The sequence below is a fragment of the Streptomyces sp. SPB162 genome (assembly GCF_029504575.1).
Taxonomy (GTDB): Bacteria; Actinomycetota; Actinomycetes; order Streptomycetales; family Streptomycetaceae; genus Actinacidiphila.
In genome coordinates this window covers 5,843,354-5,867,026 of record NZ_JAQFII010000001.1, presented here as the reverse complement: position 1 = coordinate 5,867,026, position 23,673 = coordinate 5,843,354, and the positions used below count along the sequence as shown (strand labels likewise).

Here is a 23,673-nt window from a genome sequence, read left to right as displayed (position 1 = left end):
GGCAGAACACCGTACGGGCACCCCCGCCCGCTACACCGCCCCGTGTCATTCCACCGGTGACAAGTCCCCCAAGATCACAGGTATTCCCACCCGGCCGCTGCCCGGCCCGAACACCGAAAAGGTCCGGTGCCGACTTCCGTCGGCACCGGACCTCTCACTCGTCGCGACCGCGGTTCATCCCCGCGGCGTGCGCACGATCAGCTGCAGCCGCTGGTCGAGCCGCAGCCCTCGCAGAGGTAGCAGCTGCCCGCACGGCGCATCTTCGTGCCGCAGGAGAAGCAGAGCGGGGCGTCGGCGTTCAGGCCGAGCTGGATCTCCAGCAGCTCCGTGGAGTTGTGTGCCTGCTTCGGGGCCGGGACGGCCGCCGGGTTCTCCGCCTTGGCGACGGCGACCGGCTTCGGCGCGGCCTTCGGTGCCTCCACCTGGCGCGGTGCGGACTGGGCCAGGCCCTCGACGTCCACGTCGTCGTCACCGGGCTCGTAGGAGCCGGTGTCGAGGTGGCGCTGACGCTCGCCGGCCGAGTGGATGCCGAGCGCGGAGCGGGTCTCGAAGGGCAGGAAGTCCAGCGCCAGGCGGCGGAAGATGTAGTCGACGATCGACTGCGCCATCCGCACGTCCGGGTCGTCGGTCAGACCGGCCGGCTCGAAGCGCATGTTGGTGAACTTGGAGACGTAGGTCTCCAGCGGCACGCCGTACTGCATGCCCACCGACACCGCGATGGAGAAGGCGTCCATCATGCCCGCGAGGGTCGAGCCCTGCTTGGACATCTTGAGGAAGACCTCACCGAGACCGTCGTCCGGGTAGGAGTTGGCGGTCATGTAGCCCTCGGCGCCGCCGACGGTGAACGAGGTGGTGATCCCCGGACGTCCCTTCGGGAGGCGCTTGCGGACCGGACGGTACTCGACGACCTTCTGGACCTCCGCCGGGACGACCGCCTCGGCGACCGGCTCCTTCTTCTTCGCGGAGAGCGGCTGGCCGACCTTGCAGTTGTCGCGGTAGATCGCGAGCGCCTTCAGGCCGAGCTTCCAGCCCTCGAAGTAGACCTCTTCGATCTGCTCGACGGTGGCCGTCTCGGGCACGTTGACCGTCTTGCTGATCGCGCCGGACAGGAACGGCTGGGCCGCCGCCATCATGCGCACGTGGCCCATGGCCGAGATCGCCCGCTCGCCCATGGCGCAGTCGAAGACCGAGTAGTGCTCGGTCTTGAGCGCCGGGGCGTCGATCACGTTGCCGTGCTCGGCGATGTGGGCGACGATCGCGTCCACCTGCTCCGGCCCGTAGCCCAGGCGCCGCAGCGCCTGCGGGACCGTGCCGTTGACGATCTGCATGGAGCCGCCGCCGACGAGCTTCTTGAACTTGACGAGCGCCAGGTCGGGCTCGACGCCGGTGGTGTCGCAGTCCATCATCAGGCCGATGGTGCCGGTCGGTGCGAGCACCGAGGCCTGCGCGTTGCGGAAGCCGTTCTTCTCGCCGAGGCGCAGGACGTCCTGCCAGGCCTCGGTGGCCGCGGCCCAGACCGGGACGTCCAGGTCGTCGCTGCGCAGCGCCACGGCGTTGGCGTCGGAGTGCTGCTTCATGACGCGCTGGTGGGCGTCCGCGTTGCGGGCGTAGCCGTCGTACGGGCCCACGACCGCGGCCAGCTCGGCCGACCGCTTGTACGAGGTGCCGGTCATCAGCGAGGTGATGGCGCCGGCGAGCGCGCGGCCGCCGTCGCTGTCGTACGCGTGGCCGGTCGCCATCAGCAGGGCGCCGAGGTTGGCGTAGCCGATGCCGAGCTGGCGGAAGGCGCGGGTGGTCTCGCCGATCTTCTCGGTGGGGAAGTCGGCGAAGCAGATGGAGATGTCCATCGCGGTGATGACCAGCTCGACGACCTTCGCGAAGCGGTCCGCGTCGAACGACTGGTTGCCCTTGTCGTCGTCGCGCAGGAACTTCATGAGGTTCAGCGAGGCGAGGTTGCAGGACGAGTTGTCCAGGTGCATGTACTCGCTGCACGGGTTGGAGGCGGTGATGCGGCCCGTCTCCGGCGACGTGTGCCAGTGGTTGATCGTGTCGTCGTACTGGATGCCGGGGTCGGCGCAGGCCCAGGCGGCCTCGGCCATCTTGGTGAAGAGGGACTTGGCGTCGACCTCCTCGATGACCTCGCCGGTCATCCGGGCGCGCAGCCCGAACTTCGAGCCGGACTCGACGGCCTTCATGAACTCGTCGTTGACCCGGACGCTGTTGTTGGCGTTCTGGTACTGGACGGACGTGATGTCGTCGCCGCCCAGGTCCATGTCGAAGCCCGCGTCGCGCAGGGCGCGGATCTTCTCCTCCTCCTTCACCTTGGTCTCGATGAAGGCCTCGACGTCCGGGTGGTCGACGTCCAGGACGACCATCTTGGCCGCGCGGCGGGTGGCGCCGCCCGACTTGATGGTGCCGGCGGACGCGTCGGCGCCGCGCATGAAGGAGACCGGGCCGGACGCGTTACCGCCGGAGGAGAGCAGTTCCTTGGAGGAGCGGATGCGGGAGAGGTTCAGGCCGGCGCCCGAGCCGCCCTTGAAGATCATCCCCTCTTCCTTGTACCAGTCCAGGATCGAGTCCATCGAGTCGTCGACGGAGAGGATGAAGCAGGCGGAGACCTGCTGCGGCTGGGCGGTACCGACGTTGAACCAGACCGGCGAGTTGAAGCTGAACACCTGGTGCAGCAGGGCGTAGGTCAGCTCGTGGTCGAAGATCTCCGCGTCGGCCGGGGGAGGCGAAGTAGCCGTGGTCCTCGCCGCCCTTGCGGTAGGACTTCACCACGCGGTCGATGAGCTGCTTCAGGCTCGACTCGCGGGTCGGGCTGCCGACCGCGCCGCGGAAGTACTTGCTGGTGACGATGTTGACCGCGTTCACCGACCAGGTGTCGGGGAACTCGACGCCACGCTGCTCGAAGTTGATCGAGCCGTCGCGCCAGTTGGTCATGACGACGTCGCGGTGCTGCCAGACCACCTCGTCATACGGGTGCACGCCCGGGGTGGTGTGGATGCGTTCGATCCGCAAGCCCTTGCCACCCTTGGATCCCTTGGTCCGGGATCCCCGTGCCGCGCCGTTCGTCGTCTCAGTCATGTGCCGCCTCCCAATACACGCAAAACGCCTAGAAGTGCGCGGATCATCCCGCAGCACCGTTCTTTGTCCTACGCCTCGGCGCACCGCGCCTCGGCAAATCCGTGGGTACCCGCCGCTGATCGACCGTCCGGTCAGTCGGTGGCGGGGACGGGCGCGGGGACCCCGAGGTCCTCGTCGAGCCCGCGAAGGTTCGTGGGTGGGAGCTGCTCGCGCAGCTCCACGATGGCGGCCTCGAAGTCCTCGAGCGAGTCGAAGGCCCGGTAGACCGAGGCGAAGCGCAGGTACGCGACCAGGTCGAGATCCTGCAGGGGGCCGAGTATGGCCAGTCCCACGTCGTGGGTCGAGAGCTCGGCGCTGCCGGTCGCCCTGACCGCCTCCTCGACGCGCTGCCCGAGCTGGGCGAGCGCGTCCTCGGTGACGGGGCGGCCCTGGCACGCCTTGCGGACGCCCGCGATGACCTTGTTCCTGCTGAAGGGCTCCGTGACGCCGCTGCGCTTGATCACCATCAGGGACGCCGTCTCCACCGTGGTGAAGCGGCGGCCGCAGTCGGGACACTGCCGACGGCGGCGGATCGAGGTCCCATCGTCCGTGGTGCGGCTGTCGACCACACGGCTGTCGGGGTGTCTGCAGAAGGGGCAGTGCATGCTTCCCTATCCCCTTCTCCATTCAGCCCGTACCCGCGGCTGAGCGCACGACGATGACATTCCCGGGGTCCGGTCACCACCCCTGGGAACAGCCCCCAGCATAGGCGATCCCGCGAGGGGTTGACCCCTGGGGACCACTACCAGTGGTGGCTGGCACTTACTTAACCACTAGATCTGGTGCCATAGTCCCAAGCACGTCATTCCGCGTGTCGCGGCGGCGCGGCGCGTCGGAGCTTACGTGACGTCGCGCCTCGGCGTGATGGGCGGGCAGTGGTGCGACACTGGGGACGCCGGCCACGGGGTGTGCCGGGCTTCCTATAAAATCGAAAACTTGTTCGGTCAATACACCCGATACCTTGATCACGTCAGGTGATTTACAAAATTTCACTCGAACGTGTGTTTGGCGCAACCTTTCGAAACCCACTACCGTTGTACTAACTGTCCGCGACAGTTGAGCGGGCCGACCGCGCGCATGTGGCGCGGTCGTAGGACGTGGAGACCTTGCCGCCGGGCAGTCTGCGAAGCGTCTGTCACAGGGAGAACATCTCGAGAGGGGCCGCCGTGACCACCACCGCAGACACCGCAGCACTGACCGCCCAGGACCGCTCCCAGGATCGGCTCGGCCCGATGGACGCGATGAACGACGAAACGCCCAAGCCCGCCCGCTCCCTCCCCGGCCGCCCGCCCGGGATCCGTGCGGACAGCTCCGGCCTCACCGACCGCCAGCGCCGGGTCATCGAAGTGATCCGCGATTCGGTGCAGCGCCGCGGCTACCCGCCGTCCATGCGCGAGATCGGTCAGGCCGTCGGCCTGTCCAGCACCTCCTCGGTCGCCCACCAGCTGATGGCGCTGGAGCGCAAGGGATTCCTGCGCCGCGACCCGCACCGCCCGCGCGCCTACGAGGTCCGCGGCTCCGACGCCACGCACTCGCAGCCGACCGACACCACCGGCAAGCCCTCCGCGTCGTACGTGCCGCTCGTCGGCCGGATCGCCGCCGGTGGGCCGATCCTCGCCGAGGAGTCGGTCGAGGACGTCTTCCCGCTTCCCCGCCAGCTGGTGGGTGACGGCGAGCTGTTCGTCCTCAAGGTGGTCGGCGACTCGATGATCGAGGCCGCCATCGTCGACGGGGACTGGGTCACCGTCCGCCGTCAGCCCGTCGCCGAGAACGGCGACATCGTCGCCGCCATGCTCGACGGCGAGGCGACCGTCAAGCGCTTCAAGCGCGAGGACGGCCATGTCTGGCTGCTCCCCCACAATGCCGCTTACCAGCCCATCCCCGGCGACGAGGCGACCATCCTCGGCAAGGTGGTGGCGGTGCTGCGCCGGGTCTGACCGACCCCCACGACCGGGCCCCGGGACCTCTGCGCCGGTTCCGGGGCCCTGCCATGTCCGGACGGCGTCACCCCGCGGCGGGTACGTCCTCCTCCACCTTCTCCACGACCTCCACGACCTCCACGACCTCTTCGGCCACCGCCTCCTCCGTCACCGCTTCCGCGGTCTCGGCGATGGCGTTCGCCGTCGCGTCGATGGCCGCCAACGAGCGGCGCACCTGGTTGCGGTCGGTCGTGTACCAGAGGTCCGGCATCCCGGCCCGCAGGAAGCTGCCGTACCGCGCGGTCGCGAGCCGGGGGTCCAGCACGGCGACGACGCCGCGGTCGCCCGAGGCGCGGATCAGCCGGCCGGCGCCCTGCGCCATCAGCAGCGCCGCGTGCGTGGCGGCCACCGACATGAAGCCGTTCCCGCCGCGCTCCTCCACCGCCTTCTGCCGCGCGCTCATCAGCGGGTCGTCCGGGCGCGGGAACGGGATCCGGTCCATCACCACCAGCTGGCAGTTCACTCCCGGCACGTCGACCCCCTGCCAGAGCGAGAGCGTGCCGAACAGGCAGGTCGCCGCGTCCTCGGAGAACGTACGGATCAGTTCCCCGAGCGTCTCCTCGCCCTGCAGCAGGATGGGGTTGTCGAGCCGCCCCCGTAGCTCCTCGGCCGCCGCCTGGGCGCCCCGCATGGAGGAGAACAGCCCCAGCGTGCGCCCGCCCGCCGCCTGGATCAGCTCGGCGAGCTCGTCCAGCATGTCCTCGCGGCGGCTGTCACGGCCCGGCTGGGCGAGGTGCTTGGCGACGTAGAGGATGCCCTGCTTGGGGTAGTCGAAGGGCGAGCCGACGTCGATGCCCTTCCACGGCGGCACGTCCTCGCCCTCGACGCCCTCCGGAGCCAGCCCGAGCGAGGCCGCGACGCCGTTGAAGTCGCCGCCGAGTCTGAGGGTGGCGGAGGTGAGCACCACCGAACGTTCCGTGAAGAGCTTCTCGCGCAGCAGGCCCGAGACGCTGAGCGGGGCGACCCGCAGCGAGGCACCGAACCGGTCGTGGCTCTCGCACCAGACCACGTCGTACTCGGAGCCCTGCACGATGCGCTCGGCGACCTCGTGCACGTGCTCGACCGAGGCGAGCGCCTGCTTGCGCACCGCGTTCTCGTCCTGGACCGACTTGTCGCGGGTCTCGCCGATCGCGGTGATCACCTGGCGGCAGGCGTCACGCAGCGCCGCCAGCGCGTAGCCGAGGTCCTCCGGAATCTCCTCGAGACGGCCGGGCAGCGCCAGTTCCATCAGCCGCTCGAAGCCCTCGGAGGCGCTGAGCAGCGCGTCGGCGGCCTTCTCGTTGACGAGCTTCGCGGCCCGCCGGACGGCGCGGTTGACGCTGCCGGGACTGATCTCGCCGGTCGCGACGCCGGTGACGCGGGAGACCAGCTCATGGGCCTCGTCCACGATCAGGACCTCGTGGCTGGGCAGCACCGGCGCGCCCTCGATGGCGTCGATGGCGAGCAGGGCGTGGTTGGTGACGACCACGTCGGCCAGCTTGGCGCGCTCGCGGGCCGCCTCGGCGAAGCACTCCGCGCCATAGGCGCACTTCGTGGCGCCGAGGCATTCCCGCGAGGTGACGGAGATCTGCGACCAGGCCTTGTCGGAGACGCCCGGGGTGAGGCCGTCCCGGTCGCCGGTCTCGGTCTCGTCCGCCCAGTCGCGCAGCCGGAGCAGGTCCTTGCCGAGCTTGCTGGTGGGCGCGGCGGCCTCGAAGACGTCGAAGAGGCCGTCCTCCTCTTCCTGCGGCACCCCTTCGTGCAGCCGATGCAGGCAGAGGTAGTTCGACCGGCCCTTGAGCATGGCGAACTGCGGCTCACGGCGCAGCAGCGGCTTCAGGGCCTGGACGGTGCGCGGCAGGTCGCGCTCGACCAGCTGCCGCTGCAGGGCGAGGGTGGCGGTCGCGACCACCACCCGCTCGCCGTGGGCGAGGGCGGGGACCAGGTAGCCGAGGGACTTTCCGGTGCCGGTGCCGGCCTGGACGAGCAGATGCGCGTTGTCGTCCACTGCGGTCTCGACGGCCTGGGCCATCGTGACCTGGCCGGGGCGCTCCACGCCGCCGACGGCGGTGACGGCGGCGTGGAGGAGTTCGGTGAGGGCGGGCTTCGTCATAGGGAAACCAGACTAAGGGTGCGCACTGACAACGCGGTCCCGCATCCGGACCCGGTGATCGTTCGTCGTACGCGATCCGACGCCCGGTGCTAACTTCTGGCGCATGTCGTTCGAGTCCGCGAGGGATATCGGCGTGGGAACCGTCCTCAACGGCCGGTACCGGCTGGAGGTCGCGCTGGGTGGCGGCGGCTTCGGGCAGGTGTACTCGGCGGCCGACCAGGCGCTCGGCCGGCAGGTGGCCGTCAAGGTGCTGACGCTGCGCCCCGAGTGGGCGGACGGGGAGCGGTCGGCGCGGCAGGGCAGGTTCCGCCGGGAGGCGACGGCCGCGGCGCGGCTCAGCCATCCGAACGTGGCCGCCGTCCATGACGCGGGCGAGCACGCCGGGTCGCCGTTCATCGTGATGGAGCTGCTGCGCGGCCAGGACCTGCGGCAGGTCCTGGCGGAGCGGGGCGCCCTGCCGGTCGCCGACGTCGTGGCGTACGGCGTCCAGATCTGCGCGGGGCTGGAGCACGCGCACGGCCAGGGGCTGGTCCACCGGGACATCAAGCCGGAGAACCTGATGCTGGTGGCCGACGGCACCGTCAAGATCTGCGACTTCGGGCTGGTCGCGGAGCGGGACGCGGACGTCACCCGGTACACCGGGCCGATGTCCATGCTGGGCTCCCCGCCGTACTTCTCCCCCGAGCAGGCGCTGGGGGGAGAAGTGACCGGCCGGTCCGACCTGTACTCGCTGGGGTGCGTGCTCTACGCGCTGCTGGCGGCGGCGCCGCCCTTCTCGGCGGGGAACACCGTCGGCTACGCCTACCGCCATGTGCACGAGGTGCCGGAGCGGCTGGCCGCCCGTCGCCCCGACGTTCCCGCCGCGCTCGCCGAGGTGGTGCACGCGCTGCTCGCCAAGGACCCGGCGGACCGGCCGGCCGGTGCCGCGCAGACCGCGGAGCGGCTGCGCGCCGCGGTGCGGCCCGCGCGGTCCGAGACCCTTGTGAAGCCTCCGGAACGTCCGGGGACTCCGCACCAGGACGTGCCCAGGACGCCGACCGTGCTGGACCGCGGCCCGCTGGACAGCGCCTGGTCACGGCTGGAGGAGGCCGAACGGCTGCTCGCGGCGGGCCGGTTCGGCGACGCCGACCGCTGCTACTGGAATCTGTACCAGCAGCTCGGCAGGACGGGCGGGGAGAGCGAACCGGCCGCGTTCGCCGCGCTGTTCGGCCGGGCGCGCGTCCTGGAGGGGCTCAACGGCCCCGCGACGGTCGTCCGACGGCTGACGGACCTCTCCGCGCGTACGGAGGCGGCACTCGGTCCCGACCACCCGCTGGCCCGCTGCGTGACGTCCTACGCGGCGGTCAGGACTCCACCCGCGCCGTGACATCGGCGGCCAGCCGCAACGCGTCACCCGGGCGCAGCTCCACCCGCTCGCCCGCGGGGATCCGGGTGCCGCGCACGAAGGTGCCGTTGGTCGAGCCCTCGTCGGTGATCCAGGCGGAGCCGTCGGGGTCGACTCCGACGCTCGCGTGGAGCCGGGACAGGTTGTCGCGGCCGACGAGGAAGCGCACGGAGGGGCACTGCCGCGGATCCCGGCCGAGCCGGATCCGGCCGCCCGGCTCGACGACCGCCGCGCCGTCGGGGAAGACGAGCCGCAGCACACGGCCGGGCGCGTCGCGGCGGGTGACGCCCGGCACCGGCGACGGGCCTCCCTTCACGGGCGCCGCCATCAGCGAGAACGGTACGCAGCAGCCGCGGCAGACAAGTTGGCCGGTGACGGCGCCGGCGAGGCCGCATTCCGGGCACGGCCGGCCGGCGCCCTCGTCATCGCCCATCGCGCCCCGCCCCCCGCTCCCGTGGTGTGCCGACACGGTATCCCCACCCGTCACCCCGCGCGGAGCACGCAGCGGGTTTCAGGGGCCGCTCAGGGGGTTGTGGACCGTGCCGTGGACGGCGGCGTGGGGGCGGTCGGGGCGGTCCCGGTACCCGTCGAGGTGCAGCCGGTTGCGGTTGAGGCACAGCCGGTCGATCCGCGGGGTGAGCAGGTCGAAGGTCGCGAACCGCTCCTTCAGCTCGGGGAAGTGGTCCTGGTGCCGCAGCACCGTCTCGCGGACCAGTGCCCAGAAGTCGCCCTCCGGGACGCCCAACTGGTCCTCGCACAGCGGCGCGAGGTAGCGGAACACCCCGATGAAGAGCCCCGAGTGGATGAACTGCGTGAGGAAGGAAGGGGGTTCGGTGAGCAGCACCGCGCGGACGTCCGCGGGCATGGTGTCGTGCTCCGGCAGCGGCTCCGCGGAAACGTTGATGTCGTCGACGAAGTCCTTGACGGCGAGCCGGACGGGAACGTCGTGCTCGTCGAAGACGACGATCGCGTTCTCGCCGTGCGGCGAGAAGACCGTCCCGTACCGGTACAGGAAGTGCAGCAACGGGGGCAGCAGGCTCGCGAACAGGTGCCGCAGCCAGACGTGCGGTGGCAGACCGGAGCGGTCGACGAGCTCGGCGGTGAAGGAGCGCCCGACGCGGTCGGTGTGCAGCAGGGCCGCGAGCGTACGGGCCCGCTCGCCGGGGGCGAGCCGGCCGGTGAGCGGCTCGCGCCAGATGCAGCCGAGGAGTTCGCGGTACTGGTAGGGCACGCCCTGGATCCGGTCGTACAGCGGATGTTCGACGGTGATCGAGGCGACCTCCCCGAGCAGGATCACCCGGGTCTCGTCGCGCAGGAACGGATCGGCGTCCCGCACTCCGTGCACCCAGGCGGTGACCGCGGGCGCCGCGAGGGTCCGTTCGGTGGGCAGTCCGCGCCAGACCAGGGTGTTGAGGACGGAGAGCGGCAGTTTGACCGTGAGCCCGTCCGGGCGGCTGGTGTTGAGAAAGGTCCTGATCGACTGCTGGGGCAGCCGCAGGTCGTTGTCAGTGCCGAGGGGCAGGATGGAACCGTCGGCGAGATGGGCGGCGAAGAGGGGTGCGATCGTCTCCTCCCACTGCCATGGGTGGACGGGTAAGAGGAGGTAGTCGGCGGGGTCGCGCCCCTGGTCGGTGATGGTGCGGGTGAAGGCGGCGCGGACGTCCGGGGAGAGTTCCCCGGCGTAGAGCCGGTCGGGGGTGTCGAGGCCGGTGACGCCCCGGTACCGGGCGAGGTCGTGGTGGACGGCGATCCAGGGGAGGTGGTGGTGCCGGCGGGCTTCGGGGGCCCACAGGACGGCGTCGGCGGCGGAGAAGCCGAGCCGCCCCTTGTTGGCGACGAGCCAGGGATGGCCGGTCTGGTGACCTTCGAGGTCGGCGTAGTCGAGTGCGGCGAGCTCGGCGGCGGTGACCGCCGTGGCGTCGAGCCGGACGTCGGCCGCCAGGGTCGCCAGCAGTTCGCGGATCTGATGCCCCGTGGTGTCGCCCGCCAGGTTCAGCACGGTGTCGTGCGCGTGGGCGAGGAAGTGCAGCGGGTCGCCGGTCGGCGTGATGGAGCCCGCGTCCACGTACCAGCTGCCGTAGGCGCCGCGGCGGGCGCGGAACCGGTAGACGACGTCGTCGCGCAGCGCCAGCCGGTAGGGCGAAGCCCCGCTTCCGGTGTCCGTGCCGGGATCGGCGTCCGGGTCCGGTTCAGGGGTGATGACGGCCTCGTACGCGTACTCGGCGAGCATCTTGGCCAGCATGCGGCGGCCGGCGACCTGCCAGCCGGTGCCTCGGAGCGGGGGTCGGATGGGCATGGTCGGTGCTCCTCTGCGTGAACGGCGCGGCGCGGACAGGGGACGGCGGAGGTCTCGATGGGCCCGGGAGGTCGGACCTCGGGAAGCGGAGCGGTCAGAGGAGATGCCGCACGGCGCGGTCGCGGATCATCAGAGCCGCCCGTTTGCCGGGCAGCTCCATCTCGGCGGAGAACCGGTACCCCGCGGAGAGGAACGCGGCGACGGAGGGGGCGTTGCGCAGATCGGGTTCCGCGATGACGCGCGCGCACGCCGGCCGGCGGTCCAGGACGAGGTCCGCGACGGCACGCAGCAGCGTGCCGCCCAGGCCGCGCGCCCGGTTGCCGACCGTCCCGATGAGCAGGTGCACCCCGGTGTCGTGGGGGCGGGAGGGGTAGTAGCGGGCGACCGGGTCGAGATCGGCCCGGTAGATCTCCCAGTAGCTCATGGGGGTGCCGTCCAGGACCCCGAGGCAGGGGACGCTGCGCCCGTCGCCGTCGAGTTGGGCGCGCAGATGCCGCTCGGTGATCCGCGCTTCTCCGGCCAGCTCCCAGAACTCGGCGACCGCCGGGTCGTTCATCCAGCCGGAGATCATCGGCAGGTCGCGCTCGACGGTCACGGGGACGAGCTGGAAAGTGCCCCTCCGAGTGGCCATCGGGCCCCAGGCCGCGACACCGCCGAGCAGACCGTCGTCCGCTCCCGGCGCCTCGGGGGACCGCGCCGGATCCGGCGCGTTGAAGAGGGCGAGGACTTCGTCGGACAGGTTCAGGTCCAGGGTGTCCCCGGTGGTGGAGTCGGCGGGCGGCAGCACGGCTCCCTCCTCTCCTGGTCGGACCGCTCAGGCGGCCAGCGGATTGCGGATCGTCACGTAGACGGACTGGGTGTCGACCGGGCCGACGAGTTCATCCATACCGTGCAAGCGGGTCAGCAGGTTCGCTTTGCAGCGCAGTGTCGCGGCCCCGAGCAGCTGGGCGGGCAGCCGTGAGCGGCCGGTGGCCGCCATCTGGCCCAGGAACCGGCGGAAGGCGGCGAGGAGCAGGCTCTCGTCGGCCAGCTCCTGGGATCCGAACGCGCCGATCAGGCCGAGGACGTTGTTGATTCCGAGGTAGTAGGCGAAGCGCTCGTCGGCGATGGAGTCCGGGACGAAGGTGTCGCTCTCCGCGCCGATCCCGGGCAGCCGCCGCTCCAGCGCGGTCCGGTGCGACTCGCGGAAGTAGTAGCCCTGGTTGTCCCGGTAGCGGCCGCCGGAGGGCCAGCCGTGCGCGTCCAGCAGCACGAGGGTGTTCTGCTGGTGGGCCTCCAGGGCGACCCCCGCCTCCCCGTCGAGCCACAGGACGGGGCGGACGACGGCGTCCAGGTAGCGCAGGAACCACTCGGCGGCCACGGCCGCGGGCGGCCGCCCGGTGCGGCCCGCGAGGCGGCCGACGAGATCGGCCAGCCGCGAGCGCAGGGCGGGCTCGGGCAGCCCGGGCCAGGGGCGCGGCGAGGTGAGACCGGCCAGGCAGTGGGCCTGGTCGCCGGGGCCGAACGGGTTGTGCCGCAGCACCACGTCCAGGCCCTGCAGCGGCTCTCCGCCGGGCTCGTTCACCGCGAGCCACGCCGGGTCGCGGACGATGTCGAAGCCGGGGTGCGCGGCGCGCCACCGCTCGGCGAGTCCGCTGCGCAGCAGCCGGTGGACCTCCGTGCCGCGCCGCAGCTCCTTGCGGAGGTTCTCGCGGCGGGAGTTGGTGATGCGCAGCGCCAGCGAGAGCTTCAGCATCGCGGGGGCGCCCGACCGGTACACCGTCCGTACGGAGGACGTCGGGTGCCAGGGCTCGCCGAGCGGGCCGAGGTCGCGCAGCCGTCCCGTCTCGAGGAGCTCCCGCACCTCGGGCCGGTGCCGCACCTCGCGGGCCTGCCAGGGGTGCAGCGGCAGGGCCGCGGCGCCGTCCGGGAGGTCGAGGCCCGGGCCCGCGAGGTCGGCGAGGAGCCGCTCGGCGGGAACGGTGCGGCCGCGTACCGTCCAGGCGGAGTCGGACGCGATCAGGGAGCGGTCGACGGCGAACCAGTGGAGCGGGAAGGAACCGCGCAGTTCTGGCGAGTAGGCGCGGGCCTCCACCTCGGAGAGCCCCTCCCTGCCCTTGGGCGTGGGGTGCAGGGGGTGGCCCAGGATGAGCGACTGCTCGGTTTCGAGGAACGGGTCCGTACCGGCGGGCGCCTCGGGGCGCTCCCGCCGGTCGGTGATGAACCGGGCCGTCCGGCGGGCGGAGTCGGCGACCCGGCCGATCAGGTCCGTGCCCCCGGCCGGGTCCGTGCCGGCCTCGCGCGCCAGCAGCGCCGCCAGGCAGACGGCGGCCAGCGGTGCCTGGTCGAAGGCGAGCCGTACGCGGCCGAACCGGTGGTGCCCGGTCGCCGACCAGTGCCTGACCCCGACGTCGAAGCCGGTGGCGCTGGCGGGCAGCGCCACGCGCAGCACCCCGTCCCGCGGCTGGGTGAGCCCGTTCTCGCGCACCCAGCAGCGCAGCAGGCTCTCGATCGACGCCGAGTCGGCCGCCGCGTAGGCGTCGGGCGCTTCGAGGGGATCCGGCCCGGCATGCGGCGACGGGATCCGCCGCGTCTGCGGCGGCACGTGGGACGGGCCCTCCTGGACGGCCGTGCCGACGGGGCTGACGGGGACGGTCGACGTGTCCTGCGGGACCATGCCGGCCGCCCCCGGTGTGCTGTAGGCACCAGGGTCGGCGTTCGTGCCGGGGCATGCGCTCATGCCGGTACTCCGTGGGTCGGTGGGCCCGTCGGCCCGGAGGTCTGGGGGTACATCAACCGCGGCCCGGAGAGCTCGTCATACGCGATCCTCCCCCTCCGCGGCGCCTGTGGATACCGCGCAGAACCCAGGAGCGACGCGGTCGCCCGACGCGCCGGGCGCCCCGCACACCGCCCGCTCGGCCGCCGCGACGGCGTCCGCGAGCCGGTCGAGCACCGCCTCGGCCTGCTCGTCGGTGATGGTGAGCGGCGGCAGCAGCCGGACGACGCTGCTGTGCCGGCCGCCGAGTTCGATGATCAGCCCGCGCTTCAGCGCCTCCCGCCGCACGGCGGCGGCGAGCCGCGGCGCGGCCGGCAGCGACCCGTACTCGTCGGGTTCCGCCCCGGTGTCGACGAGTTCGAGGCCGATCATCAGGCCCCGGCCCCGCACGTCGCCGATGCACGGGTGGTGCGCGGCCAGTCCGCGCAGCCGGTCCGTCATCCGGCCGCCGAGGACACCGGCCCGCACGTCCAGGCCGTTGTCGCGGACGTACCGCAGGGTGACGGTGCCCGCCGCCATGGCGAGCTGGTTGCCCCGGAAGGTGCCCGCGTGGGCGCCGGGCCGCCACGTGTCCAGCTCCTCCCGGTAGACGATGACGGCGAGCGGGAGGCTGCCGCCGATCGCCTTCGAGAGCACCATCACGTCCGGCACGATCCCGCTCCGCTCGACGGCCCAGAAGGTGCCGGTGCGCCCGACGCCCGTCTGCACCTCGTCGACGATCAACGGGATCCCGCGCCGGGCGGTGATCTCCCGCATCCGGCGCAGCCACGCCTCGGGCGCGGGGATCACCCCGCCCTCGCCCTGCACCACTTCGAGCAGCATCCCTGCGGGCGGCTGGACGCCGCCCTTGGGGTCGTCCAGCAGGCTGGCGGTCCACCGGGCGGACAGCTCCGCCCCGCGGTCGCCGCCGGTGCCGAACGGGCAGCGGTACTCGTACGGGTACGGCAGCCGCGTCACCCGCGCGTCGGCCTCGCCGACCGTGGCGCGCGCCGCCGTGTCCCCGGTCGCGGCCAACGCGGCCGCGGTCATGCCGTGGTAGGCGCCGGTGAAGGCCAGCAGCCCGCCGTGGCCGGTGGCGTTGCGTACGAGCTTGATGGCCGCCTCGACCGCGTCCGTGCCGGCCGGTCCGCAGAACTGCACCCGCCCGTGGGCAGCGAGTTCCGGCGGCAGGGTCTCGAACAGGGCGGTGGTGAAGGCGTCCTTCACCGGCGTGGCCAGATCGAGGACCTGCAGCGGGGCCCCGGAGTCCAGGACCGCGCGGATCGCCTCCAGGACGACCGGGTGGTTGTGCCCGAGCGCCAGTGTCCCCGCGCCGGACAGGCAGTCCAGATAGCGGCGGCCGTCGGCACCCTCGACCGTCATCCCGCGGGCCCTGACCGGGACGACCGGCAACGAGCGGGCGTAGGTGCGGGCCGCGGACTCGCGCAGCGACTGGCGCCGCAGGATCCCCTCCCCCGCCGCGAAGTCGTCCGCCGACGACGTCAGTTGGCCCGGCACGCTCTGGATGGCGGCCACGTGCTCACTCCTCCGGTTGACGTCTCCTGTCCGCATTAACGACGCGCCCCTGGTCCGATCACGGTCGGCCGGGAGATCTTTCGCGCCGGAACCGCGGACCCACCGCGCGCCGTCCCCCACAACACCCGTCATAGTGGGGTCCGCCCCGTCGCCGGGGCTGAATTGCCGTAACACGACCAGGGGGACACAACCCATGCCATCCATAAGCCGGCCACTGGCCGCCGCCGCGGTCGCGGCCCTGCTCGCGGTCTCGGCGACCGCCTGCGGGCCGTCGGACGACAAGGCGGATCCCAAGCCGAGCGCCTCGGTCCCCGGTACGGACGGCGTGAAGCTGCCGTCCTCCCTGCCCACCAGCCTCGGGGACCTCGAGAAGTGGAAGAAGGCGTACCGGGACGGGGCCTGGAAGAACTGGGACAAGGACCAGTGGCTGCGCAAGGCCTCCGAGTTCATCAACCCGGTCATCGACGGCCTGTGGGACGACAACCGGATGAAGGGCGCGGAGCAGAACGACAAGAAGGTGCCCGACGACGTCGCGGCGGACAAGGGCAAGACCGATCCGGTGCCCGCGGTCAACAAGGCCAAGGCCGTTGACGCGCCGTACCACGAGAACGGGCCCGGCGACGGAAAGATCTTCTTCGACGGTCCCAAGGGCTCGATGGTCTGCTCCGGCACCGTGGTGAAGGACCCCGCCCACCCGGGCAAGTCCAACCTCGTGTGGACCGCGGGCCACTGCGTGCACGCGGGTGGCGCGGGCGGCTGGTACCGCAACGTCATCTTCGTGCCGTCGTACAACGACGCCGGGAAGACCGCGGCGCAGCTGAAGGGTGCCAAGCGCGACGCGCTCGCGCCGCTCGGGGTGTTCTGGGCCGACGGCGCCGCCACCTCCGACCAGTGGATCGCGACCGGCGCGGAGACCGGGGGCAAGGGCTCTCCGTACGACTTCGCGGTGCTGCACGTGGCCCCGGACAAGGCGAGCGGCACCAAGTCGCTGGAGGAGAAGGTCGGATCCGCCCTCCCGGTGTGGTTCAACGCCCCGTCCGTGACGAAGGTCGGCAACATCGGCGCCTGGGGCTACCCGGCCGCGCCGCCCTTCGACGGCCAGCGACTGTTCAACTGCACGGGAAAGCCCGGCCGGCTGTCGATCTTCGCCGACCAGCCGACCGAGTACCGGCTCGGCTGCACGATGACGGGCGGTTCGTCCGGCGGCGGCTGGTACGCCAAGCAGCCGGACGGCCAGGTGGCGCTGGTCAGCAACACCTCGATCGGGCCGGTCACGGCGACGTGGCTGGCGGGCCCGCACCTGGGCGCCGAGGCGAAGGCCGTGTACGACAAGGTGAGCAGGCAGTTCAAGTAGCGGAACGGACGGAAGGGCCCGCCCCCTCGGGGACGGGCCCTTCCGTCTGTGCTCCGGCGAACCGGTCAGTGCTTGGTGAGCGCGAACGACTCGAACTCGGCGGCCAGGTCCTCGTGGACCCGGGCCTTGAGCAGCGTGCCCTCACCGGTGTGCTCCTCGGAGAGCACCTCGCCGTCGGCGTGCGCCCGGGCGATCAGCGCGCCCTGGCTGTACGGCACGAGGGCGTCGATCTCGACCTCGGGCCGCGGCAGCTCCTCGTCGAGCAGCGCGAGCAGCTCGTCGACGCCCTGGCCGGTACGGGCGGACACCGCGATGGCGTGCTTCTCGTTCCGCAGCATGCGCTGCAGCACGAGCGGGTCGGCCAGGTCCGCCTTGTTGATCACCACGATCTCGCGCACCTTGAGCGCCTCGACCTCGCGGAAGACCTCCCGCACGGCGGCGAGCTGCTCCTCCGGGACCGGGTGCGAGCCGTCCACCACGTGCAGGATGAGGTCGGCTTCCGCGACCTCCTCCATGGTGGAGCGGAACGCCTCGACGAGGTGGTGCGGCAGGTGTCGGACGAACCCGACGGTGTCGGTCAGCGTGTACAGCCGACCGCCCGGCGTCTCGGCCCGGCGCACGGTCGGGTCCAGGGTGGCGAACAGGGTGTTCTCCACCAGCACGCCCGCGCCGGTGAGCCGGTTGAGCAGCGAGGACTTGCCCGCGTTGGTGTATCCGGCGATCGCGACGGACGGCACCTTGTTGCGCTTGCGTTCCTGCCGCTTGAGGTCGCGGCCGGTCTTCATCTCCGCGATCTCCCGGCGCATCTTCGCCATCTTCTCGCGGATACGGCGCCGGTCGGTCTCGATCTTGGTCTCACCGGGACCGCGGGTGGCCATGCCGCCACCGCCGCCGGCCCCGCCGCCGCTGGACCCGCCGCCACCCATCTGGCGGGAGAGCGAGGCGCCCCAGCCGCGCAGTCGCGGCAGCATGTACTGCATCTGCGCGAGCGAGACCTGGGCCTTGCCCTCACGGGACTTGGCGTGCTGGGCGAAGATGTCGAGGATCAGGGCGGTGCGGTCGACCACCTTGACCTTGACGACGTCTTCCAGGTGGATGAGCTGGCCGGGGCTGAGTTCACCGTCGCAGACGACCGTGTCGGCGCCCGTCTCGTGCACGATGTCCCGGAGCTCCTGGGCCTTGCCCGAGCCGATGTACGTGGCCGGGTCCGGCTTGTCGCGGCGCTGGATCACGCCGTCGAGCACCAGGGCGCCCGCGGTCTCCGCGAGGGCGGCGAGCTCCGCGAGGGAGTTCTCCGCGTCGTCCACGGTCCCGGAGGTCCAGACACCGACGAGTACGACGCGCTCCAGACGGAGCTGCCGGTACTCGACCTCGGTGACGTCCTCCAGCTCGGTGGAGAGGCCCACCACACGGCGCAGCGAGGCGCGCTCGGAGCGTTCGAGCTGAGCGCCGTCCCGCTCCTCGTCGATCTCGTGGCTCCAGGCGACGTCCTCTTCCATCAGGGCGTCGGCCCGAAGGCTCTCGGGGAGGCGCTGGCGGTCGTTTGAAGAGGAGGAAGAGGAGGTCATTGGATCCTTTGGTCGAACGGCTGGGAAGGCGACGGGCGTGTTGTCCGTCCCTACGATGGTCGCACGCCCGCCGCCGCTGGTCACGCGGGTTTCACCGCCCGCGCCGCCTTGGCCTTGGCCGAGCCGGCCACCCAGTCGCCGTGACCGGGCATCGGCGGGGTGACGGCCCCGTAGAGCCAGGCGTGCAGGAAGCCGCTCAGGTCCCGTCCCGCGACCTCCGAGGCCAGGTCGGCGAAATCGGCCGTCGAGGCGTTGCCGTTCCGGTGGCGGGCCACCCAGGCGCGCTCCAGGCGCTGGAACGCGGGGGCGCCGATCTCCTGGCGCAGGGCGTAGAGCACGAGGGCCCCGCCGGAGTAGACGTTGTCCCGGAAGATCCCGAGCTTGCCCGACTCAGGCACCTTCGGTGCGGCGGGCGGGCCGTCCGCCGCGCGGACCCGCGAGTCGCCCTCGTAGGCGGTGCGGACCTGCGGGTCGAGCGCGACGCCGTACTTCTCCGCGCCGTACAGCGCCTGGTACCAGGTGGCGTGTCCCTCGTTGAGCCAGAGGTCCGACCAGGCCGCGGGGGTGACGCTGTCGCCGAACCACTGGTGGGCGAGCTCGTGGACCATCAGCGGGGCGGCCGCCGCCTCGGGGGCGAGCAGGACGCGGCGCTCGAAGAGCGAGAGAGTCTGGGTCTCCAGCTCGAAGCCGGTGCTGGTGTCGGCGCTGAGGATCCCGTACGTCTCGAACGGGTAGGGGCCGACCTGGGCCTCCATCCAGGCGATCTGCCCGGGGGTCATCGCCAGCCGGGCCTCCAGCCGGTCGCGGTCGGCGATCCCCACCACGTCGCGCAGCGCCAGCCCGTGCGGACCGGCGCGGTGCAGTACGGCGGAGCGGCCGACGGAGACCTGGGCCAGCTCGGTGGCCATCGGGTTCGCGGGACGGTAGGTCCAGGTGAGCGCGGATGCGGGCGCGGGCGCCTGGACGGCGTCGGGGACGCCGTTGGTGACCACCGTCAGGCCCTTGGGGGCCGTGATGTGGAAGGTGAAGGCGGCCTTGTCCGAGGGGTGGTCGTTGCAGGGGAAGACGCGGTGCGCGGCGTCCGCCTGGTTGGCCATCGCCAGGCCGTCGGCGGTCCGTACCCAGCCGCTGTCCGCCGTGCGCGGATCACTGGTGTGCGCGACGGTGATCCGCAGCTCGCCGCCCGCCGGTACCGGCTCCTCGGGGGTGACGACCAGCTCCTCGCGCTCCCGGCTGTAGGCCGCCGCATGCCCGTTGACCCGCACCGACGAAACCGTTCCCCCGGCGAAGTCCAGATGGAAGCCGGTCAGCGGCGCCAGCGCGCGGGCCCGGATGCGGGTGACGGCGTCCAGGGGCCGGTCCCGGCCGTGGTAGTCGAAGGAGAGGTCGTAGGCCGCCACGTCGTAACCGGGATTGCCGAGATCGGGATAGAGCCGGTCGCCGAGCCCTGACACCGGTACGACGGGGTCGCCGGGCAGCTCCGCCGCGGTCAGGGTCAGTACGGCGGCGAAGGCCGCCAGCACGGCGCCGCTGCGCGGCGTGAAGGGGATCATGCGCTACCGCTATCAGGGGGCGGCGCCGCGGAACGCGCGACGCGCAGCGGCACACCCGATCGGCCCCGGTCCACCGCGCCGGTTGGCCGGACCCGATCGGAAAGGGACCGGACCCGACTGCTCCCGCCCGTTTACCGCCGCGCGGCGGCGATCATCCGCTGGGCCCGGTAGACGTCGTACACGCCGGCCACCGACCGCATGGCGCGCATCAGCCCCGGCAGGGCCTCCGCGTCGGGCAGCTCGACGGTGTACGTGTGGCGCACCCGGTGTTCCTGCGGGGGTTCGACGGAGGCGGAGACGATGCCCACGCCCTGGCCCGCGATGGCCTCGGTGAGATCGGCGAGCAGCCGCGGCCGGCCGAGCGCCTCGGCCAGCAGGGTGGCGCGGAAGCCGGCTCCGGCGGGGCGGCCGCCGCGCCACCGGACGGGAACGGGCTGCCGCCCCGAACCGGTCATCCGGAATGCCGTCGGACACTCCTCGCGGTGCACCGCGACCGTGCCGCCGCGGATGACGAAGCCGGTGACCTCGTCGGGCGGTACCGGCGTACAACAGCGCGCCAGGCGGACCGCGGCGCCCGCCAGGTCGGTGACGGCGACCGGTTCGTCGTCGGCCGCGGGGTCCACGCTGTGCGCGGGTCGTTCCGCGCGGGCCGCGGGCTCCTCGTCGGCGGGCGGCACCGGGTGGAGTTCCAGCCAGCGGGTGACGGCGATGCGCGCCGCGGGGGTGCGGACGTGCTCCAGCCAGTCGGCGGACGGTCCCGAGGCGCCGGACTCGTCCAGCAGGATCTGCACGATGTCGCCGTCCCGCAGTTTGCTGCGCAGCGGTGCGAGGCGGCCGTTGACGCGGGCGCCGACGCAGGAGTGGCCGGCCTCGCCGTGCAGCGCGTAGGCGGCGTCCACGCAGGTGGCTCCGGCGGGCAGCCGGATGGTGCCGGTGGTGTCCCCGCCGTGCGCGGAGAAGACGGTGACCTCGCGATCCTGGGCGAGATCGGCACGCAGGGCTTTCCAGAAGGTGTCGGGGTCGGGGGCGTCGCGCTGCCATTCGAGCAGGCGCGACAGCCAGCCCGGCTGGGTGGGGTCGACGCGTTCGCCGTCGGCGGCCTGCGGGGGCTCGTCGACGGCGTGCGGATTGCCCAGCGCGATGACCCCGGCCTCGGCGACCCGGTGCATCCGCCGGGTGCGGACCAGGACTTCGGCGATCCGGCCCTCCTCGTCGGCGACGGCGGTGTGCAGCGACTGGTACAGGTTGAACTTGGGGGCCGCGATGAAGTCCTTGAACTCCGCGATCACCGGGATGAAGCAGGTGTGCAGCTCACCGAGGACGGCGTAGCAGTCGGCGTCCTCCGCGACGATCACCAGCAGCCGACCGAACTCGCAGCCGCCGAGCTCGTCGGCGCCGCGCTTGAGCAGCACGCGGTGCACGGATACGGCGTGCCGCGGCCGGATGGCGACCTCGGCGGCGATCCCGGCCTCGCGCAGCACGGCCCGAACGGCGTCGGCGACGGCCGCCAGCGGGTCCGGGCGGGCGGCGTTGGCGAGGATCATCGCGCGGGTGCGGGCGTGCTCCTCGGGGTGGAGGATGGCGAAGACCAGGTCCTCCAGTTCGCTCTTGAGGGCCTGCACCCCCAGCCGTTCCGCCAGCGGGATGAGCACGTCCCGGGTGACTTTGGCGATCCGCGCCTGCTTGTCCGGGCGCATCACCCCGAGGGTGCGCATGTTGTGCAGCCGGTCGGCGAGTTTGATCGACATGACACGTACGTCGCTGCCGGTGGCGACGAGCATCTTGCGGAAGGTCTCGGGCTCGGCGGCGGCGCCGTAGTCGACCCGTTCGAGCTTGGTGACGCCGTCGACGAGGTAGCAGACCTCCTCGCCGAACTCCTCCCGCACCTGATCGAGCGTCACCTCGGTGTCCTCGACGGTGTCGTGCAGCAGAGAGGCCGTCAGGGTCGTTGTCTCGGCGCCGAGTTCGGCGAGGATCAGCGTCACGGCGAGCGGGTGCGTGATGTACGGCTCGCCGCTCTTGCGCATCTGGCCGCGGTGCGAGGACTCGGCGAGCAGGTACGCCCGGCGCAGTGTCTCGATGCCGGCGGCGCCGACGCCGGGATGGCGGAGCCGGTGCACTTTGGCGAGGTGCTCGATGGCGTCCGGCACCCGCTGGCCGCGGCCGCCGGCGGGCAGGCCCCACTCCCGGCCGCCCGGGCCGAGCAGCGCCGCCCGGCCGAGCCTGCGCAGGTCGATGCGGCGCAGTCGGCGCCTGCGGCCCTCGTCGTCGGGGACGGGGGCGGCATCCACTGCGTTGTCCGCGCTCATCGGGCACCTCCGGCAGCGTCACCCGGCGGCGGGCGCACTCCACGGAGAATGGGGGCCGCGCCGGTGCTTGATGCTACCGAGCCGACCACGTGCGACGGCCACGCTCTCGTCGAGAGTGATCGCCATCACCCGTTCGAGGGAACAAGTGCGGGAAACGAGTAGGGAGGGCCGGTTCGAAATGGTCGCGGGGAGTCCGATTCCCGGCAGGGTTTCGGACGCTGTCGGTCCGTCAGGCGGACGGAGCGTCAAGCGACGGAGTGTCAAGCCACGCCCCGTCGACGACGCCCTCGGCGACGATGACGGCGGGCCCGGTCATCTCGATCTCGCCGTCGGCGCGCTCGGTGATCACCAGGCGGCCGCCGGGGACGTCCACGGTGTAGGTGACGGATCGTCCGGTGACGGCCGGGTCGGCGCCGTCGCGGCGGGCGGCGGCGACCATGACGGCGCAGGCGCCGGTGCCGCAGGAGCGTGTCTCGCCCGAGCCCCGCTCGTGGACGCGCATCGCGACGTGGCGCTCACCGCGGTCGACGACGAACTCCGCGTTCACTCCCGTCGGGTACGCCGAGGCGGGGGTGACGGTGGGCGCCGCGTACAGGTTCCCCGCGTCCTCCAGACTGTCGACGAACGCGACGGCGTGCGGATTGCCCATGTTCACGTTGCGCGCGGGCCAGCCGCGGCCGTCCACGGCCACGGTCACCTGCCCCTCGGGCAGCGCGGCGCGGCCCATGCCGACGGTGATCTCGCCCAGGGTGCCGTCCGGGTCCGTCTTGGCGATGTGCACCCGGCGGACGCCCGCCCCGGGTGGCCACGGCCAGGTCGCCGGCACCGGTCAGCCCGGCGCGCTGCAGGTACCGGGCGAAGACGCGGACGCCGTTGCCGCACATCTCGGCGATGCTGCCGTCGCTGTTGCGGTAGTCCATGAACCACTCGGCCTCGCCGGCCATGCCGGCGGCCTCCGGATGGGCGGCCGAGCGCACGACCCGCAGCAAGCCGTCACCACCGATGCCCGCCCGGCGGTCGCACAGCCGCGCGACGGCCGCCGCGGACAGCTCGACGCGGCCGTCCGCGTCGGGGACGATCACGAAATCGTTCTCGGTGCCGTGGCCCTTGAGGAAGGACAGGCCCTGCTGCGTGGTGGTCACAGGGACAAGCCTAAGGCCACGGGGGCGGAACGCTCAGCCGGCGGGAACTCAGCGCAGGCGGGCCACGCGCCAGATGGCGAGGACCGCCAGCAGTGCGCTGATCAGCGTGTACGCGACGATGTAGCGCCAGTCGGCGCGGCGGCCGGAGCCGCGGACGGGCAGTCCCGGCCAGGTGTAGCCGACCCGGCGGGCGGCCATGATGCCCCAGCCCGCGGAGCAGCAGCTCAGCAGCAGGCCGAGCATGGCCACGACCGCGCCGCCGTCGCCGAACTCGAAGGCGAGCGGGAAGGCGAACATCAAGGAGCCGCCGACGCCCAGGGCGACGATCGGGGCGAGCTGCCAGATCCGCAGCCGCCGCTGCGGCCGCAGCTCCACCGGAACGAGTTCGGGCTCGATCAGCGCCTCGGGGTCGATGAGCGCCCCGGGTTCGATCAGCGCGTCCGTTCCGAGCCGCGCCTCGATCCCGGCAGGGCGGTCGGGAGAGGAGTTCTGGGGACCGGCTTCCATCGCCACGCGCCCTCCCCCATCTCCGACGCCCGTAACTCGATGCTCGATGATGGCACGCCCGCGTGGCCGCCTCGTCACGCCGAGGCGTCCCGA

14 protein-coding genes and 2 pseudogenes are annotated in these 23,673 nt (G+C 72.3%); 3 read left to right on the top strand and 13 right to left on the bottom strand.

Annotation, left to right across the window (positions count from 1 at the left end):
• Window positions 1-197 precede the first annotated feature (197 nt).
• Together M2266_RS26540 and nrdR are read right to left on the bottom strand one after the other, a co-directional pair.
• A pseudogene (locus M2266_RS26540) lies at window positions 198-3,087 on the bottom strand (vitamin B12-dependent ribonucleotide reductase).
• A gap of 131 nt (window positions 3,088-3,218) precedes the next feature.
• Window positions 3,219-3,731 (bottom strand): transcriptional regulator NrdR, encoded by a 513-nt coding sequence (nrdR, locus tag M2266_RS26535; RefSeq protein ID WP_277440439.1) that lies wholly within the window; start codon window positions 3,729-3,731, stop codon window positions 3,219-3,221.
• A 561-nt stretch (window positions 3,732-4,292) separates the two neighbouring features.
• Between nrdR and lexA the strand changes: the two genes are divergently transcribed.
• Entirely contained in the window at window positions 4,293-5,063 is a 771-nt protein-coding gene (gene lexA / locus M2266_RS26530) for a transcriptional repressor LexA (RefSeq protein WP_277440438.1), read from the top strand.
• 67 nt (window positions 5,064-5,130) lie between these two features.
• Here lexA and M2266_RS26525 read toward each other — a convergent pair whose 3' ends face one another.
• Entirely contained in the window at window positions 5,131-7,197 is a 2,067-nt protein-coding gene (locus M2266_RS26525) for an ATP-dependent DNA helicase (protein WP_277440437.1), read from the bottom strand.
• A 133-nt stretch (window positions 7,198-7,330) separates the two neighbouring features.
• Here M2266_RS26525 and M2266_RS26520 point away from each other — a divergent pair, with 133 nt between their 5' ends.
• Window positions 7,331-8,563 (top strand): serine/threonine-protein kinase, encoded by a 1,233-nt coding sequence (locus M2266_RS26520; RefSeq protein WP_277440436.1) that lies wholly within the window; start codon window positions 7,331-7,333, stop codon window positions 8,561-8,563.
• Here M2266_RS26520 and M2266_RS26515 read toward each other — a convergent pair.
• The 5 genes from M2266_RS26515 to M2266_RS26495 all read right to left on the bottom strand — a co-directional run bounded on the left by M2266_RS26515 (window position 8,541) and on the right by M2266_RS26495 (window position 15,183).
• Window positions 8,541-8,909, bottom strand: coding sequence for an FHA domain-containing protein (locus tag M2266_RS26515; RefSeq protein WP_277440435.1), 369 nt, complete (start codon window positions 8,907-8,909; stop codon window positions 8,541-8,543). The two genes, M2266_RS26520 and M2266_RS26515, sit on opposite strands and share 23 nt — an antisense overlap.
• A 183-nt stretch (window positions 8,910-9,092) precedes the next feature.
• The gene (locus M2266_RS26510; RefSeq protein ID WP_277440434.1) at window positions 9,093-10,877 is read right to left on the bottom strand and encodes an IucA/IucC family siderophore biosynthesis protein; all 1,785 of its coding nucleotides are present in this window, start codon (window positions 10,875-10,877) and stop codon (window positions 9,093-9,095) included.
• Window positions 10,878-10,971: 94 nt separating this feature from the next.
• A complete protein-coding gene (locus M2266_RS26505) occupies window positions 10,972-11,664 on the bottom strand; it encodes a GNAT family N-acetyltransferase (protein ID WP_277440433.1) in 693 nt (230 codons plus the stop codon).
• A 27-nt stretch (window positions 11,665-11,691) separates the two neighbouring features.
• On the bottom strand, window positions 11,692-13,596 hold the full coding sequence (locus M2266_RS26500; protein WP_277440432.1) for an IucA/IucC family protein: 1,905 nt from the start codon (window positions 13,594-13,596) through the stop codon (window positions 11,692-11,694).
• A gap of 75 nt (window positions 13,597-13,671) precedes the next feature.
• Window positions 13,672-15,183, bottom strand: coding sequence for a diaminobutyrate--2-oxoglutarate transaminase family protein (locus M2266_RS26495; protein WP_277440431.1), 1,512 nt, complete (start codon window positions 15,181-15,183; stop codon window positions 13,672-13,674).
• Between the two features lie 157 nt (window positions 15,184-15,340).
• Here M2266_RS26495 and M2266_RS26490 point away from each other — a divergent pair, with 157 nt between their 5' ends.
• Complete coding sequence (locus tag M2266_RS26490; protein ID WP_277440430.1) at window positions 15,341-16,501, top strand: hypothetical protein; 1,161 nt, start codon at window positions 15,341-15,343, stop codon at window positions 16,499-16,501.
• Between the two features lie 65 nt (window positions 16,502-16,566).
• Here M2266_RS26490 and hflX read toward each other — a convergent pair whose 3' ends face one another.
• The 5 genes and pseudogenes from hflX to M2266_RS26465 all read right to left on the bottom strand — a co-directional run bounded on the left by hflX (window position 16,567) and on the right by M2266_RS26465 (window position 23,580).
• Entirely contained in the window at window positions 16,567-18,069 is a 1,503-nt protein-coding gene (hflX, locus tag M2266_RS26485) for a GTPase HflX (protein WP_277440429.1), read from the bottom strand.
• A gap of 80 nt (window positions 18,070-18,149) precedes the next feature.
• Entirely contained in the window at window positions 18,150-19,622 is a 1,473-nt protein-coding gene (locus M2266_RS26480; protein ID WP_277440428.1) for a M1 family metallopeptidase, read from the bottom strand.
• Window positions 19,623-19,753: 131 nt separating this feature from the next.
• Complete coding sequence (locus M2266_RS26475) at window positions 19,754-21,931, bottom strand: HD domain-containing protein (protein ID WP_277440427.1); 2,178 nt, start codon at window positions 21,929-21,931, stop codon at window positions 19,754-19,756.
• A 229-nt stretch (window positions 21,932-22,160) separates the two neighbouring features.
• Window positions 22,161-23,073: pseudogene (gene dapF, locus M2266_RS26470) on the bottom strand (diaminopimelate epimerase).
• 48 nt (window positions 23,074-23,121) lie between these two features.
• Complete coding sequence (locus tag M2266_RS26465; protein WP_277441367.1) at window positions 23,122-23,580, bottom strand: hypothetical protein; 459 nt, start codon at window positions 23,578-23,580, stop codon at window positions 23,122-23,124.
• Window positions 23,581-23,673 lie beyond the last annotated feature (93 nt).